The organism is Mesotoga prima MesG1.Ag.4.2 (assembly GCF_000147715.2).
Taxonomy (GTDB): Bacteria; Thermotogota; Thermotogae; order Petrotogales; family Kosmotogaceae; genus Mesotoga; species Mesotoga prima.
Genome location: NC_017934.1, coordinates 807,359 through 820,765, shown reverse-complemented (window position 1 = coordinate 820,765; position 13,407 = coordinate 807,359). Strand labels below are relative to the sequence as shown.

11 protein-coding genes are annotated in these 13,407 nt (G+C 44.9%); 2 read left to right on the top strand and 9 right to left on the bottom strand.

What is annotated here, in order from left to right; translation table 11 throughout:
- Nucleotides 1–16: 16 nt before the first annotated feature.
- The 5 genes from THEBA_RS03970 to THEBA_RS03950 form a co-directional block, all read right to left on the bottom strand.
- The gene (locus THEBA_RS03970) at nucleotides 17–709 is read right to left on the bottom strand and encodes a DUF2461 domain-containing protein (protein WP_014730540.1); all 693 of its coding nucleotides are present in this window, start codon (nucleotides 707–709) and stop codon (nucleotides 17–19) included.
- On the bottom strand, nucleotides 706–1,458 hold the full coding sequence (locus tag THEBA_RS03965; RefSeq protein ID WP_014730539.1) for a histidinol-phosphatase HisJ family protein: 753 nt from the start codon (nucleotides 1,456–1,458) through the stop codon (nucleotides 706–708). The genes THEBA_RS03970 and THEBA_RS03965 overlap by 4 nt, the downstream gene beginning before the upstream one ends.
- A 29-nt stretch (nucleotides 1,459–1,487) precedes the next feature.
- Nucleotides 1,488–2,387, bottom strand: a complete 900-nt coding sequence (locus tag THEBA_RS03960; protein WP_014730538.1) for a tyrosine-type recombinase/integrase — start codon at nucleotides 2,385–2,387, stop codon at nucleotides 1,488–1,490.
- Nucleotides 2,388–2,600: 213 nt separating this feature from the next.
- Complete coding sequence (locus THEBA_RS03955; RefSeq protein ID WP_014730537.1) at nucleotides 2,601–3,542, bottom strand: hypothetical protein; 942 nt, start codon at nucleotides 3,540–3,542, stop codon at nucleotides 2,601–2,603.
- A 180-nt stretch (nucleotides 3,543–3,722) separates the two neighbouring features.
- Nucleotides 3,723–4,571 (bottom strand): carbohydrate kinase family protein, encoded by an 849-nt coding sequence (locus THEBA_RS03950; protein WP_014730536.1) that lies wholly within the window; start codon nucleotides 4,569–4,571, stop codon nucleotides 3,723–3,725.
- A gap of 98 nt (nucleotides 4,572–4,669) precedes the next feature.
- Here THEBA_RS03950 and THEBA_RS03945 point away from each other — a divergent pair, with 98 nt between their 5' ends.
- Nucleotides 4,670–5,911, top strand: coding sequence for a glycoside hydrolase family 1 protein (locus tag THEBA_RS03945; RefSeq protein WP_014730535.1), 1,242 nt, complete (start codon nucleotides 4,670–4,672; stop codon nucleotides 5,909–5,911).
- A gap of 539 nt (nucleotides 5,912–6,450) precedes the next feature.
- Nucleotides 6,451–8,445 (top strand): sodium-translocating pyrophosphatase, encoded by a 1,995-nt coding sequence (locus THEBA_RS03940; RefSeq protein WP_014730534.1) that lies wholly within the window; start codon nucleotides 6,451–6,453, stop codon nucleotides 8,443–8,445.
- A gap of 56 nt (nucleotides 8,446–8,501) precedes the next feature.
- Here THEBA_RS03940 and yihA read toward each other — a convergent pair whose 3' ends face one another.
- From yihA to glpK, 4 genes are read right to left on the bottom strand one after another with little or no spacing between them, the layout of a single operon-like run.
- Nucleotides 8,502–9,074 carry a ribosome biogenesis GTP-binding protein YihA/YsxC gene (gene yihA / locus THEBA_RS03935; RefSeq protein ID WP_014730533.1) on the bottom strand — a complete coding sequence of 191 codons (573 nt, stop codon included), beginning with the start codon at nucleotides 9,072–9,074 and terminating at the stop codon, nucleotides 8,502–8,504.
- Nucleotides 9,055–11,430 (bottom strand): endopeptidase La, encoded by a 2,376-nt coding sequence (gene lon, locus THEBA_RS03930; RefSeq protein ID WP_014730532.1) that lies wholly within the window; start codon nucleotides 11,428–11,430, stop codon nucleotides 9,055–9,057. The genes yihA and lon overlap by 20 nt, the downstream gene beginning before the upstream one ends.
- Nucleotides 11,431–11,988 (bottom strand): tRNA (adenosine(37)-N6)-threonylcarbamoyltransferase complex ATPase subunit type 1 TsaE, encoded by a 558-nt coding sequence (gene tsaE / locus THEBA_RS03925; protein WP_014730531.1) that lies wholly within the window; start codon nucleotides 11,986–11,988, stop codon nucleotides 11,431–11,433.
- Nucleotides 11,946–13,406, bottom strand: a complete 1,461-nt coding sequence (glpK, locus tag THEBA_RS03920; protein WP_014730530.1) for a glycerol kinase GlpK — start codon at nucleotides 13,404–13,406, stop codon at nucleotides 11,946–11,948. The genes tsaE and glpK overlap by 43 nt, the downstream gene beginning before the upstream one ends.
- Nucleotide 13,407 lies beyond the last annotated feature (1 nt).

The window sequence follows — 13,407 nt, the reverse complement described above, 5'->3', positions numbered from 1 at the left end:
CTCCCTACTCTAAGCTTTAGGCATCTCTCATTTTCAACTCCCAGAAATATTCGTAAAGCTCCGATAGCGCGGAAAAGGGCGCCTCAAGGTGACCGACAAGTCTGGAGGATAGAAGAATCTCATCGATTTCGTGATTAGAGGCGATGTAGAAATCTCGATACTGAAGCCATTCGGAAAGGCTGTCAGACACTCCCTTCCTATTCCTCCTTCTCTTGTATTTCTCACCGAAGACAGAAAATTCGCTATCTCTCAGAACCTCTGTCTTTTCAACAAACCTTACAGGGTTTTTCTCGATCTCTTCAGAAAGCTTAACCATTGTCGCCCGGGAAGGCAGATAAAAACCCATTCCGTACCGGTACCAGTCTGGAAAAAGCTCGAAAAAGAACCCAGGAGAGTCTTTCCAGTCGGGTCCTGGAACTCTGAAAGTGAACCACATATTAGTTCGGTATGGTGGTTTTCCCTTGTTACGTCTCGCATCTCTGCTGATCCTGCTAATAGTCTTTCCCACCTGTGGTCTAACGTCTATAAATGGATCGATTCTCTCCATGGAAGGGCCTAGCTGCTTTACAAGAGCTCTGAATGGCTCCAACAGTTCTATACGGTATCGATCCCTGTTTCTTTCCATCCATGATCGGTTGTTGTTAATCCCGAGATCTATCAAAAATGAAAGTGTCTCGCCGGAAAAACCTTCGAACCTCTTTTCACTCATTTTGCCTCCATTATCGGAACGGGAATATAACTACCATTCTCACAATAAAACACTTCTTTAATCCCCATTTGCCTAAGCAAAGAAAGCGCTTTCACAGTGAAATTTCCGATCTGTGAGGCCCTGTGCGAGTCTGAACCTACCGTAACAAAGCGGCCCCCCAGGTCTATATATCTCTCTATTACCCATGGCTGGGGAGAAGGGTCCCCAATTCCGTACATCCAGCCAGAGGTGTTCAACTCGAGTCCAACGTGATTCGATACAAGCTTCATCAGAAGCGTATCCATAAGCTGCCCAGGTTTGGGAGGCTTTGCTTTCGGGATATGCCTTCGCAGAAAATCAAGGTGACCAAAAAAGCCAGGTCTGTCAATGAGATCTACCGCACTGATAGCCTCTTGAAGGTATATATCCCAAGGGTTTTCAAGGGTCTTGAGATCGGGTCTCCCTGGAACGGTGTGAACAGAGTAGATGAAATAGTCCATTTCTTCACCGGGCCAGAGAATTCCTTCCGATTGCAGGCCAAGCTCAAGCCCGGCAAGAACCTTTATTGGATACTTTTCGCTTAAAGTTCTTATCTCTTTTAGATACACGCTTACTTCTTCGGGCTGAAGGCAGACCTCTTGGGCTACATATGGATCAAAGTGATCGGAGATTCCGACTATCTGAAGACCTTCCTTCAATGCCGATTGTATTACCTCTTCCACGGTATTCCTGCCATCGGAATACGTAGTGTGATTGTGAATATCTATCATACAACAACTCCACAATATTCACTCGCAAATCAGTCCGATAGCAATTGTACAGCTGCTCTCTTCTCTTTATCTGTAATATGCAAATATATACTAGTAGTGCTAAGATTTGCATGTCCCAGCAATTCTTGTACAATCTTTATACTTGCACCTTTTTGTAGAAGTTGTGTAGCAAAACTATGTCGAAATAAATGTGGATGTACTCGTTTTTCAGGATATACATATTTTACTTGTGTATTTAGTACTTTTGGAATTACGTTTCTTGCCATTGGCTCTCCCCGTGTCCCTATAAAGACGTGGTCTTCATACTCACTCATGGGAAACTCTCTTCTTATTTGGAGATACTCCTTCACAATGGAGAGAACCTGGTCGTTCATCGGTACTTCTCTATCTCTGTTCCCCTTTCCGCTCATGATCCTCACCGCCGGCGAATTGCCCATTCTGAGATCCCCGAGCCTCAATTTGCACACTTCGCTTACCCTCAATCCACAGAAGTACATTATTGCAACTATAGCCTTGTTTCTTTTGCCCAGGTTGGTACTTCTGAAGGAAGAAAGGATCTCCATGACCTCATCATGCGTTATGTAATCAGGGATTCTACGCCGTGTCTTCGGATTCTTGATCAGCTCGGTCGGAACCTTACTTACCGTTCCACTTATGTAGAGAAACGTGTAGAATGACCGGATCGTCGAAAGATTTCTGGCCACGGTAGTTGCAGAAGGTCTCTTCCTCGAATACTTCCCCTGAGAATACTCTTTAACGAACAGCTCGATGTCTTTTCTCTTCACCGACTTGTAGTCAATTCCACGCTCATTAAGAAAGAGCTCGAAATGATGGAGATCGGAAAGATAAGCGGCAACTGTGTTGGAAGACATATTTCTCACAAATTCCATGTTCTCTTTGAATCTCTCAACTGCTTCGGAAAAGTCCATTTTCAACCCCCAGATTATCATAAATATGAGTCATAATAGTCATTATGACTCATATTTCGTATTATAGCACATGGCTTTCTTCAATGCTACGCGTGTAAGCTCCATTCAATAGGGGTTACAGCGCGATACCTCTTAAAATGCCCTGTGTTGAATTTTTCTTCACTTTCGTATCTATTTATATTCTTGCCAGAAGAAACAAGCAATATGAGCCGTTTAACGCGTGCGTGCCTGAACACCGCTTTCAAAGCGTGCTTTAATTTCGGATATTAAAGGTCTGTATTTGTCGGCCAGTCGATATCTCTTTCCCTCGCGCAATACAAGCTCTTCTTTGATCCCGGAGTAGTGTTTCGAAAGAGCACCCATTATTGCACCTAGTGCCATAGGCCCTTTCACCAGTTCGCTCTCGTTTTCCTCCAGGAAACTGTTTATTCTATCTACCAAGTCTTCACTCAACATGGGCGAATCGAGTAAGGAAAACAGCATCCCTATGGTGGGCAGCTTAAGTCTTTCCATAATGAATTCTTCAAGTTCTTCTTTAGACCACTCTTTTTGAAGCGATATCTGGGGTTTTCTTGCCAGCTCCTTTTTGAAAGCTAATAGCATTAACTCCATAAATGATGATATTCTTTTGTCGTAGTTATCATCTGTAACAAGTATCGACGCTACTGAACTAACCGGAAGCTCGATTTGCTCGATCATTGAAAACAACATACCTAGACGTCCAACTGTAACAAACGGTCTCCCGAGATCAATCGCTTCGGGAAGAATTAGGAGAGCGTTCCTCGCAACTCCCTTGGCCTCTTCGAAATCAGTACAAACAATCGCCGCGACTTTGATCTGAATAGCCTCACCCACCTTCCAGATTCCCGTTATCTTCTCTCTTCCGGAGTACTTCACATAGTCAACGGAGAAACCCGATAGCTCGGCAAGTCTATTAACAAGATCGGCGTAAGCTCTTCCGAGACTCTCAGAATCGCCATCAAATGTAGGATAGGCCTCAAGTAGGCCCTCGATGTCACTGATGATGGATTCGGGAGAAGCGTACTTTGAAAGATACTCGCGTATGAATCTATTTCTACTTGATTGCTCCCCTCCATCGTCACTCAGCTTACCAAGTATTCTTACAACATCAACCGATGCAATTTGTGCTGGCATTAAATCACCTCTACAAATATACTATCACGAAAGCGTTCATGTTTGACCTAAGCTTTATATACACAAAATATTTTGTATAAACTATTATAGAACAACACAAATCCATACATAATCTATGCAAATATATACACAGTTACTTTCATCATATTCAGTATAGTATATTTATTAAAGTATATACAACTAATGCAAGTATACGTGATACATATTTGCGAGATCACTTACTTCATTGTAGGTGAAAGCGGGACTTGCTCCTGGCCTTGATACTACCATAGATGCAAGTAGATTTCCCAGTTTCAAGCATTGTACCGGATCTTTTCCAGAAAGATATGCGTGCAAGAATCCTGCAATGAAAGAGTCTCCGGCGCCCGTTGTATCAATTACCTTCGCCGGAAAAGCAGCTTCTTCTGGGCCGTTCTTGATTTTCGATCCTCTCGCTCCTTGAGTTACGACAATTTCCTTTGGCTCTCCGGTGAGCGAATGTTCAAGATGATTCCACTCGCTCTCATTAACGAACAGCACTTCACACCTTGCTGCAATAGCCGCAACTCCAGTTGTCTTCTCAAAAGTGACTATGCCTCCAGGGTTGTATGAAAACCTTACTTCGCCAGTTTTATCTATAAACCTTTCAATCTGATCGGGAGTTACACCTCCAAAGTGGTAGAAGTCAAACCCATCTTCAATCGGGTACGCTTTTTCGTTAACTCCCCTATACGTGAAGAGATGCCTTTGTCCATCTTCAGAGATCGCTGAAAAACAGAAGCCCGTCTTTCCATTCAGCTTTAAAAGATAATCGGTGTTGAGGCCTTCTCTTTTCAGCAATTCAAGCGCCATCTCTCCAAACAAGTCGCTCCCAACCGCACCTTGCAGATAGATGCTCTTCCTTAGCCTGCTTAACATTATTGATGTGTTCGAGGCGCTTCCTCCGATGGCAAAGCTCATCTCGCTGATCCTGTTTTCTTCATTATTCCCGCTTTCGCTTATAAATGCGCTTAGGTCTATGTTCACATTGCCTACAATAGAAATCTTCATGCGACCAACCTCATCTTTCCAGTAGTTTTTACTTTGCCCACCTTCATGATTATAATTGTATATGAGTGTACACATAACATACTTAGGAGGTTTCCGATATGCTTTCGTTTCCAGACGGCTTCATGTGGGGTGTTGCAACGGCCGGTCATCAAATAGAAGGGGCCAATGTATTTTCTGATTGGTACGCATGGGAACATCAAGGTAAGGTGAAAAATGGAGACACATCCGATGTCGCTTGTGGGAGTTGGGAGCATCTCGAAAGAGATTTGGAAGCTATAAAGGCTTTGGGTGTGAATGCGTACAGGTTTTCAGTTGAGTGGGCGAGAATCGAACCCAAAGTCAACAGATTTGAAGACAGTGTAATAGAAAGATATAAAGATTTCGTAACGATGCTAATTGAAAACGGAGTACAGCCCATTCTCACTCTCAATCATTTCGTGCTTCCCCAGTGGTTCTCTGAAATTGGGGGTTGGGAGGACAGAGAAAATCTACCTTACTTTCGCCGTTTCGTCTCGAGAATCGTCTCATCTATGGGTGAGAATATTCATTACTGGGTGACAATAAACGAGCCGAATGTTTATGCGGTAATGTCATACCTCATGGGAGAATGGCCCCCGGAAATCAAAGACATGGGGAGAGCGATGAGGGTTCTTGCAAATCTACTTTACGCTCATAGTGAGGCGTACGATGTCATAAAAGAGTCCAATCCCCTCTCTATGGTGGGCGTGGCAGTAAACATGATGCCTTTCTTTCCTCTGAGAACGTTCCACCCTGGAGACAGAATTGTGTCAAAGTATCTTGACAGGGTTTACAACTACAGCTTTCTGGACAGCCTGAAGAATGGGAAGATGATTAGACCTCTCGGAACCGGAGAAGCAGTATCGGGGATATCCTCAAAGCTAGATTACCTCGGAATAAATTACTACACCCGAATGTTTGCTAAATATGCAAAACCGCTTCCCGAGATCGTTGTCGGAGATGAATTTGAAAAGACAGAGATGGGTTACGAATTCTTTCCGCAGGGAATTGAAGACTTAGTACTGAAGGCCTACAACAGGTATGAATTACCGATCATGATCACAGAAAATGGTATAGCCGACGGTACAGACAAGAGAAGATGGGAATACATAGAAACAGCCCTAAAGAGCCTTAGAGACGCAATGGATAAGGGTGCCCGAGTGTTTGGGTACATCTACTGGTCTTTAATGGATAATTTCGAATGGAAGGAAGGTTATTCGATGAAGTTCGGGCTTTACGAAACGGTGCGAGAAAATCTAGAACTTAGACCCCGTGGTAGTGCCGACAAGTTCAGGGATTTCATTCGAGAGAGCCTCTCCTGACAAAAATTAAATTTCTGATACTTAAAGAAAGAACCTACAGTAGTTTGGTGATCAGTCGAAGGAATTCACGTTTTCAACTCGGTGACTTCCGCAGTTTTGGCGCGGAGTACTTGGAAAGAGAACATGCAAACAATGTGAGATATGTTGCTTTCCGTGGATTTGGCTTCTCACACATATTAGTCTTTATGCAGTATGCAAATACCTTATGGCCCATATTCAATGGTATTTTTGCTGACCGTGAAATCTTTTGCCCTTCCAGATTCAATAGACTCAAGGTATGCAATAACGGCTTCAAATAGAGCATTCAGCAAACCAATTATTAACAACGGAACTCGACCCTAGAGATCCGTTACCAAAAAAATAATTGGAGGCAAATTCTAACTGTATTCATTGCTATTAGGAGCGATTTAACTATTACCCAAAGAGACTGTGAAATCAAGTCTTTCTTGAAGCTTAATGATCTTTACTCGCTCTGCAGTGCTAGAATCACTTTGATATATTACCTACTGTAGTTCGTCCATGAGGAGGCGTTTGCAAGTATGGAAATGATCTCTGCAATTTCTGCTGCTGTTATTTCACTCCTTTCAGTATTACTTGGTATCTATCTCTTCAAATGGGTCAGTAAGCACCCTGTTGGAAGTGATCGTATCAGAGAAATCGGCGAAGCAATACGTGAAGGAGCCAATGCTTTTCTAAGGAAGGAGTACACAATTCTTATGTTCTTTTCGATAGCCATATGTGCCCTTCTCGCGATTTTCTTGGGGCTTTCATCAGCGATAGCTTTCATAGTTGGGGCGATTTCTTCTGCTATCGCCGGCTTGCTGGGAATGAAAGTAGCTCTCAAAGCTAATGTTCGAACTGCTACGGCAGCAGATAAAGAAGGTCTTAGTAAGGCCTTTTTAATAGCTTTTCGTGGTGGTTCCGTAATGGGCCTTCTCGTCGTCGGGTTAGCACTTGCCGGTGTGAGCTTGATTTACGCTATCACTTTGAAGCCAGAGATACTACTTAGTTTCAGTTTCGGAGCTAGCATTCTTTCACTGTTTGCAAAGGCCGGTGGTGGTATTTTCACCAAGACTGCTGATATTAGCGCCGACCTAGTTGGTAAAGTGGAAATAGGAATCCCTGAAGATGATCCAAGAAACCCAGCTGTTATTGCGGACAACGTTGGTGACAATGTGGGCGATGTCGCTGGTATGGGGGCTGATCTATTTGATTCTTATGTTGCAAGTATAGTGGCTGCAATGGTTCTGGGACAAACCCTGGGTGTGAAGATGGTCGTACTACCTCTGATTCTCGCTTCGGTGGGGATCGTCTCTTCGGTGGTTGGAATCTTCAGTGTTCGAGTTAGAAGGGAGAAGAATCCCGGACGTGCACTGGACTTTGGTACCTACATAACATCGGCTGTTTTTGCTTTGACCACCCTAGTAATCTCCTTAATTATGTCATACGATCTAAAGTACTGGGGTGCTGCAATGGCGGGACTCGTAGCCGGTACTGTCATAGGGTTTACTACCGACTACTTCACTTCTATTGATAGGCGTTTCGTTAAAAAGACTGCACAAGCTTCTCAGTCGGGAGCAGCAATAACCATTCTCACCGGCTATTCTTACGGATTAATGAGTCTTCTACCATCGCTTGCGGGAATCGGAGTCGCTTCGGGAGTTGCCTTTGCGCTTTGCGGAGTATTTGGAATTGCGATAAGCGCTGTTTCCATGTTGGCAATTGTAGGAATGGTAATTTCTAGTGATGCATACGGGCCTATTGTCGACAATGCCAAGGGGATCTCCGAGCAGTCGGGACTGAGCGAGGAGGTCATATCAATGACGGACAAACTAGATGCTGCGGGTAACACATCGAAGGCAATTACAAAAGGCTTTGCGATTGGCGCGGCGGGACTCACAGTTATTGCTCTGCTGGCAACTTATCAAGAACGAGTTGCAGCAATTACTGGCTTTACCATAACATTTGATCTAATGAACCCTCTAGTGATGCTCGGGTTGTTGATTGGTATTTGCGTTCCTGCACTCTTTTCCGCAATGATCATGCTTGGGGTTAGCAAAAACGCTTTTCGAATGATAGCCGAGATCAGGCGACAGTTCAAAGAGATCAAAGGGTTGAGCGAAGGAACGGCCAAACCGAACTATGCTCGATGCGTAGAGATAGCAACAACCGGAGCTCTGAAGGAGCTAATGCTTCCAAGTCTAATAGCGATTGGGATTACCCTCCTTGTGGCATTCATAGGTGGAATACATGCCCTTGGCGGTTTCCTGGGTGGTGCGATCCTCTCCGGATTGTTCAACGCGCTCTTGATGTCTAACAGTGGAGGAATGTGGGACAACTCAAAGAAATTTATCGAGGATGGGGCCTTCGGTGGGAAGGGTTCCGATGCACACAAAGCGGCTGTCATTGGTGACACCGTGGGAGATCCCTTCAAAGACACCGCCGGGCCCTCGCTTAACACGCTAATAACGGTTATCTCACTCGTTGCCTCTTTGATAAGCCCGCTTGTTATTCTTTATGCTGTCTTCAAATAACAGGCAATTAAAACAAAAGGCGGGGAATCCCCGCCTTTTTTCCTTTTCCTGAATATCTATAAAAGCGCAATCAATAACTCCTCAATTCCCTGCTTTTTGACCGCCGACACGACAAATACAGGCGGGTAGACTCCAAGTGAAGCCAATTCATCTTTAATTGACTTCTCGGCTATTATCTGCTGGTTCCTTGAGAGCTTGTCGGCCTTAGTAAGGACTAGAATAAAAGGTATAGTATAGTATGTAACCCATTCGAGCATCTGTATATCGGCCGGCTGCAGCGGATGCCTTATATCGACAAGAACAACGACGAGGGAGAGCTCTTCTCTTGATTCAAAATAATCGATAATCAACTTCTTCCATTTCTCTCTCTCTGACATCGAGGCTTTTGCATACCCGTAACCGGGCAGGTCCACAAAGTAGATCTCTCGATTTACGCCATAGAAGTTGATCGACCTGGTCTTTCCGGGAGTCGAGCTCGTCTTCGCCAGCTTCCTTCCAAACAACGAATTAAGGAGAGAAGACTTACCGACGTTAGATCTACCGGCAAAGGCGATTTCTCTTCTAAGAGGAGGGGGGTATTCACCCTTAGAAAAAACCGTCCTCACTAGCTCAGTGCTCTTTACCGTCACCGGGGATCAGCGCCTCCTTCAGCACCTCTCCGATGTCCTCGACAAAGACGAACTCCAATTTTGACTTTATTTCATCGGGGACTTTTTCGAGATCTCGTTTGTTGGCCAGCGGGATTAGAACCTTTTTCATCCTTGCCCGATAAGCTGCCATCAGTTTTTCTTTCAGACCTCCAATCGGCAGTACTTTACCACGAAGAGTAATCTCCCCCGTCATTGCGATATCATTTCTCACCCTTCTTCCAGTAACGGCAGAGACAATCGCCGTGGTGAGAGTTATTCCTGCACTGGGACCATCTTTTGGAACGGCTCCTTCCGGAACATGAATGTGGAAGTCTTTCTTTTCGAAAACCTCTGAGAACCTCTCATCATCGCAGAGCTTTCTGGCCAGCGATGCCGCTATCTGTGCCGACTCCTTCATAACATCGCCCAACTGACCCGTAATGATCGTCTTTCCCTTTCCTGCAACGGGCAAGACCTCTATGTACATGATTTCTCCTCCCACTGAAGTCCAGGCCAGACCAGTCACGACACCAACCTCGGGATGCTTTCTGAAATCGCTCTCTTTGAAAAGCGGCGCCCCGAGAAACTCACCGAGTTCATTCACGCCAACAGAGATCGAATCGCTGCCTTCTGCAATCTTAAGCGTCGCTTTTCTGATTATCTTCGCAAGATTTCTATCGAGCTCTCTGACTCCTGCCTCTCTTGTATAATCTCTTATCACATCCCTCACTGCCGCAGGCGTTATCCTGAATTTGCTTGAATCCATGTTGTACTCTTCCAATAGCTTTGGAAGAATGTGATCCCTTGCTATGTGATACTTCTCCGATTCCGTATAACCTGGAATCTCAATTATTTCCATCCTGTCCTTGAGCGCAGCAGGAATTGAATAAAGAACGTTAGCAGTGGTTATGAACAACACTCTCGAAAGATCAAAGGGCACTTCCAAAAAGTGATCGGTAAAATTGTTGTTCTGTTCTGGATCAAGCACTTCAAGAAGAGCGGAGGCCGGATCACCCTGAAAGCTGATCCCCATTTTATCGACTTCGTCAAGGACAATTACCGGATTTCTTGTCTTCAGCTTTCTTATCATCTGCATTATTCGTCCCGGAAGCGCCCCAACGTAGGTACGCCTATGGCCCCTTATTTCCGCCTCGTCTCTCATCCCTCCAAGAGAGATTCTGCCAAACTTCCTGCCCATTGCTTCAGCGACCGACCTTCCAAGTGAGGTCTTTCCAACCCCCGGAGGACCTACAAGACATAGAATTGGAGCCCTGAGATTTTTTGAAAATCTCCTGGCAGCAAGAAACTCGAGTATTCTTTCCTTAACATCGTCGAGTCCATAGTGGTTGCTGTCAAGAGTCTTTCTAACATCTCTGATCACTATTTCGTCGTCGGTCTCTTCTTGCCAGGGAAGATTCAACAACCAGTCAAGATAAGTTCTTACAACTGTCGCTTCCGGAGAGTATGGCGACATCTTCTCAAGTCGTGATATCTCCTGTTCCGCTTTTTCTTTAACTTCCTGCGGAAGCTCCCCTGACTCTGCCTTGTTCTTAAGCTCTTTTATTTCCTCATCTTCTTCGCCCTCTAATTCCTCTTGAATAGCTCTCATTTTTTCCCTGAGATAGTATTCCTTCTGTCCTTGCTCGATCTTTTCCTTAACCCTTTTATCCAGCTCTTCTTCCAGAGAGAGAATTTCTATCTCCCTTGTGAGTAGTTCCATCAGGGTGTTGAGACGATCCTTCGCTTCAATCTCCTCGAGAAGCCGCTGTTTCTCTTCAAGCGAAAAAGGCATCATCGAGGAAACGAAATCTCCAAACTTGTCCGCATCAGATGTGTCTTCTAGAGCCATTATTGCTTCGTCGGGAAAACGTCTGCTCATTGAGACATACCTAAGCGCAAGTTCTTTCACCTTTCTTACTAGCGCCTGAAGCATCTTGCTCTTTCTACCCTTTCCCTTTAGTTTTTCGACCACGACAATCAGTGAATTTTCCTTTTCTTCAACTGAAACCAACTTTGCTCTTGTCAAGCCTTCAACAAGTATCTTGTAATTTCCGTCGGGCATCTTCATGAGCTGAACAATTCTGGCAATAGTGCCTATCTCGAAAAGCTCTTCAATTTCCGGGTCCTCTTTCGTAATATCCCTTTGAGATACGAGAAAGACCATCTGATTGAACTTACCAATTGATTCTTCCAGAGCGGCCAGCGACTTTTCACGCCCCACGTACAACGGCATAACTGCCGAAGGATAGACAAGCATGTTTGTTCTCGTGGGAATCACTGGCAACTTTTCCGGAATTTCTATCTTCCGTTCGCTACCAACGGCCGCCTTTTCCAGTAATTCAAATTTCTGAGCCATCTATTCACCTTCCCTTCTTTCATCTTCATTAATTATCGTAACCAGACGATTCAAAAGTGACTTCATTTTACGACCATGAGGCTCTATTCTCACGCTTCGTGTCGACTCGTCGCAGTGTTCCAACCTTACAATCAAGTAAGGTTGAGAGACATACTTGACATAAAGCTCAGGCCACTCCACCGCTACAACAGTATCCAGGTCCACCAAGTCGTGAAGTGCAAGATCTAACATCTCTTCTTCGCTTTCAACCCTGTAAAGGTCTACATGAATAAGACCAGGCCTCTCCACTTCCACCGGGTTTTCATTGTCCTCTTTTCTTGATGATAGTCGCGGGTAGGAGTTGACAATGTTAAAGGTCGGACTTCTAACGTAGTCGCGATCGATACCCAATCCATCGGCCATCGACTTCACAAAAGTTGTCTTCCCGCTTCCAAGGTCGCCAAAGAGGAGAACCGTCTCTCCTCCTTCGAGCATCTCTCCTATTTTCTTAGCAATTCTCTCGAATTCCCTCAGATCTAATTCGCCCAATTCATAGATCTCTTCAGCGCCTCTTTCCACCTTCTGAACTCTTCCTCCATTCTGTCACCTGATGGTTCAAACACCACCTCGCTGATTCTCTTATTCTTAAGACTCTCGAGATCCCATAAGCCTGTACATATTCCTGCAAGCATTGCCGCTCCAAGCGCTGTTGTCTCTTTTATGAGAGATCTGTCGACGGGAATGTTCAATACATTTGCCTGCATCTCCATGAGGAAATTGTTTCGGGTTACCCCTCCATCCACGAGTAGCTTATTCAATCTAATACCCGTTTCCTCTTCCATCAAATCTAGTATTTCCCTTGTCCTGAAGGCAATGTATTCAAGGACCGCTCTCACTATATGAGCCTTCCTCGTTCCTCTAGTTAAACCGATCATCATACCCCTGGCGGAAGAATTCCAGTAGGGCGCTCCAAGACCTGTAAGCGCTCCGGAAAAGAACACACCACCATTATCGGCGACTTCTCTGGCAAGAGACTCGGTTTCGGAAGGACTGTCGATTATTCCAAGTCCGTCTTTTAACCAGCTTATCAAAGCTCCAGTAGCAAATATCGACCCTTCAACAGCGTAGACAATTTCCTCCTTGGACTTCCATCCTATAGTGGTCAGCAAACCGTGTTCAGATATCTTTGGCTTTTTCCCTGTGTTCATCAAAATGAACGAGCCCGTTCCGTAAGTGCACTTTGCGTCTCCAGTCTGAAATGCAGTTTGCCCAAAGAGCGAAGCCTGCTGATCTCCAGCCATTCCACCTATCCTCGGACCATATATCGAAGGGCCGAGGAGCTTACAGGACTCAACGACTGTTGGCAGATATTCCTCTTTCACACCAAAGAGATTGAGCAAATCATTATCCCATTTCAGCTCTTCTATATTAAATAGCATTGTTCTAGACGCATTAGAGAAATCACACACATGAAGATTCTCCCTCGTTAGATTCCATACCAGCCACGAGTCTATCGTTCCGAATCTCAATCTTCCCCTATTTGCTGCATCTCTAACGGCAGGTACATTCTCTAGCAGCCACTCCATCTTTGTGGCGGAAAAATATGGATCCGGTTTGAGTCCCGTCTTCCGTCTAATTAACTCTCCATAAGAGCTTTCTATCTCTTTACATCTACCGGCAGTTCTTCTATCTTGCCAGACTATGGCATTGTAAAGCGGTTGATCCGTGAGAGCATCCCAGGCAACAACCGTCTCCCTCTGATTTGTGATACCTATAGCCGCTATCTCCCTGAATGAAATTCTTGCATCTGAGACCACTCTCTCAATTGTGCTCATAGTACTGAGAATAATGTCTCTAGGATCATGTTCCACCCATCCCGGTTTAGGATAGATCTGCTTGAATTCCTCCTGCGCAACCGCAACTTGATATAGCTCATGATCAAAAAGGACCGCTTTGCTGCTACTTGTTCCCTGATCGATAGCAAGAATGTAGTTCATC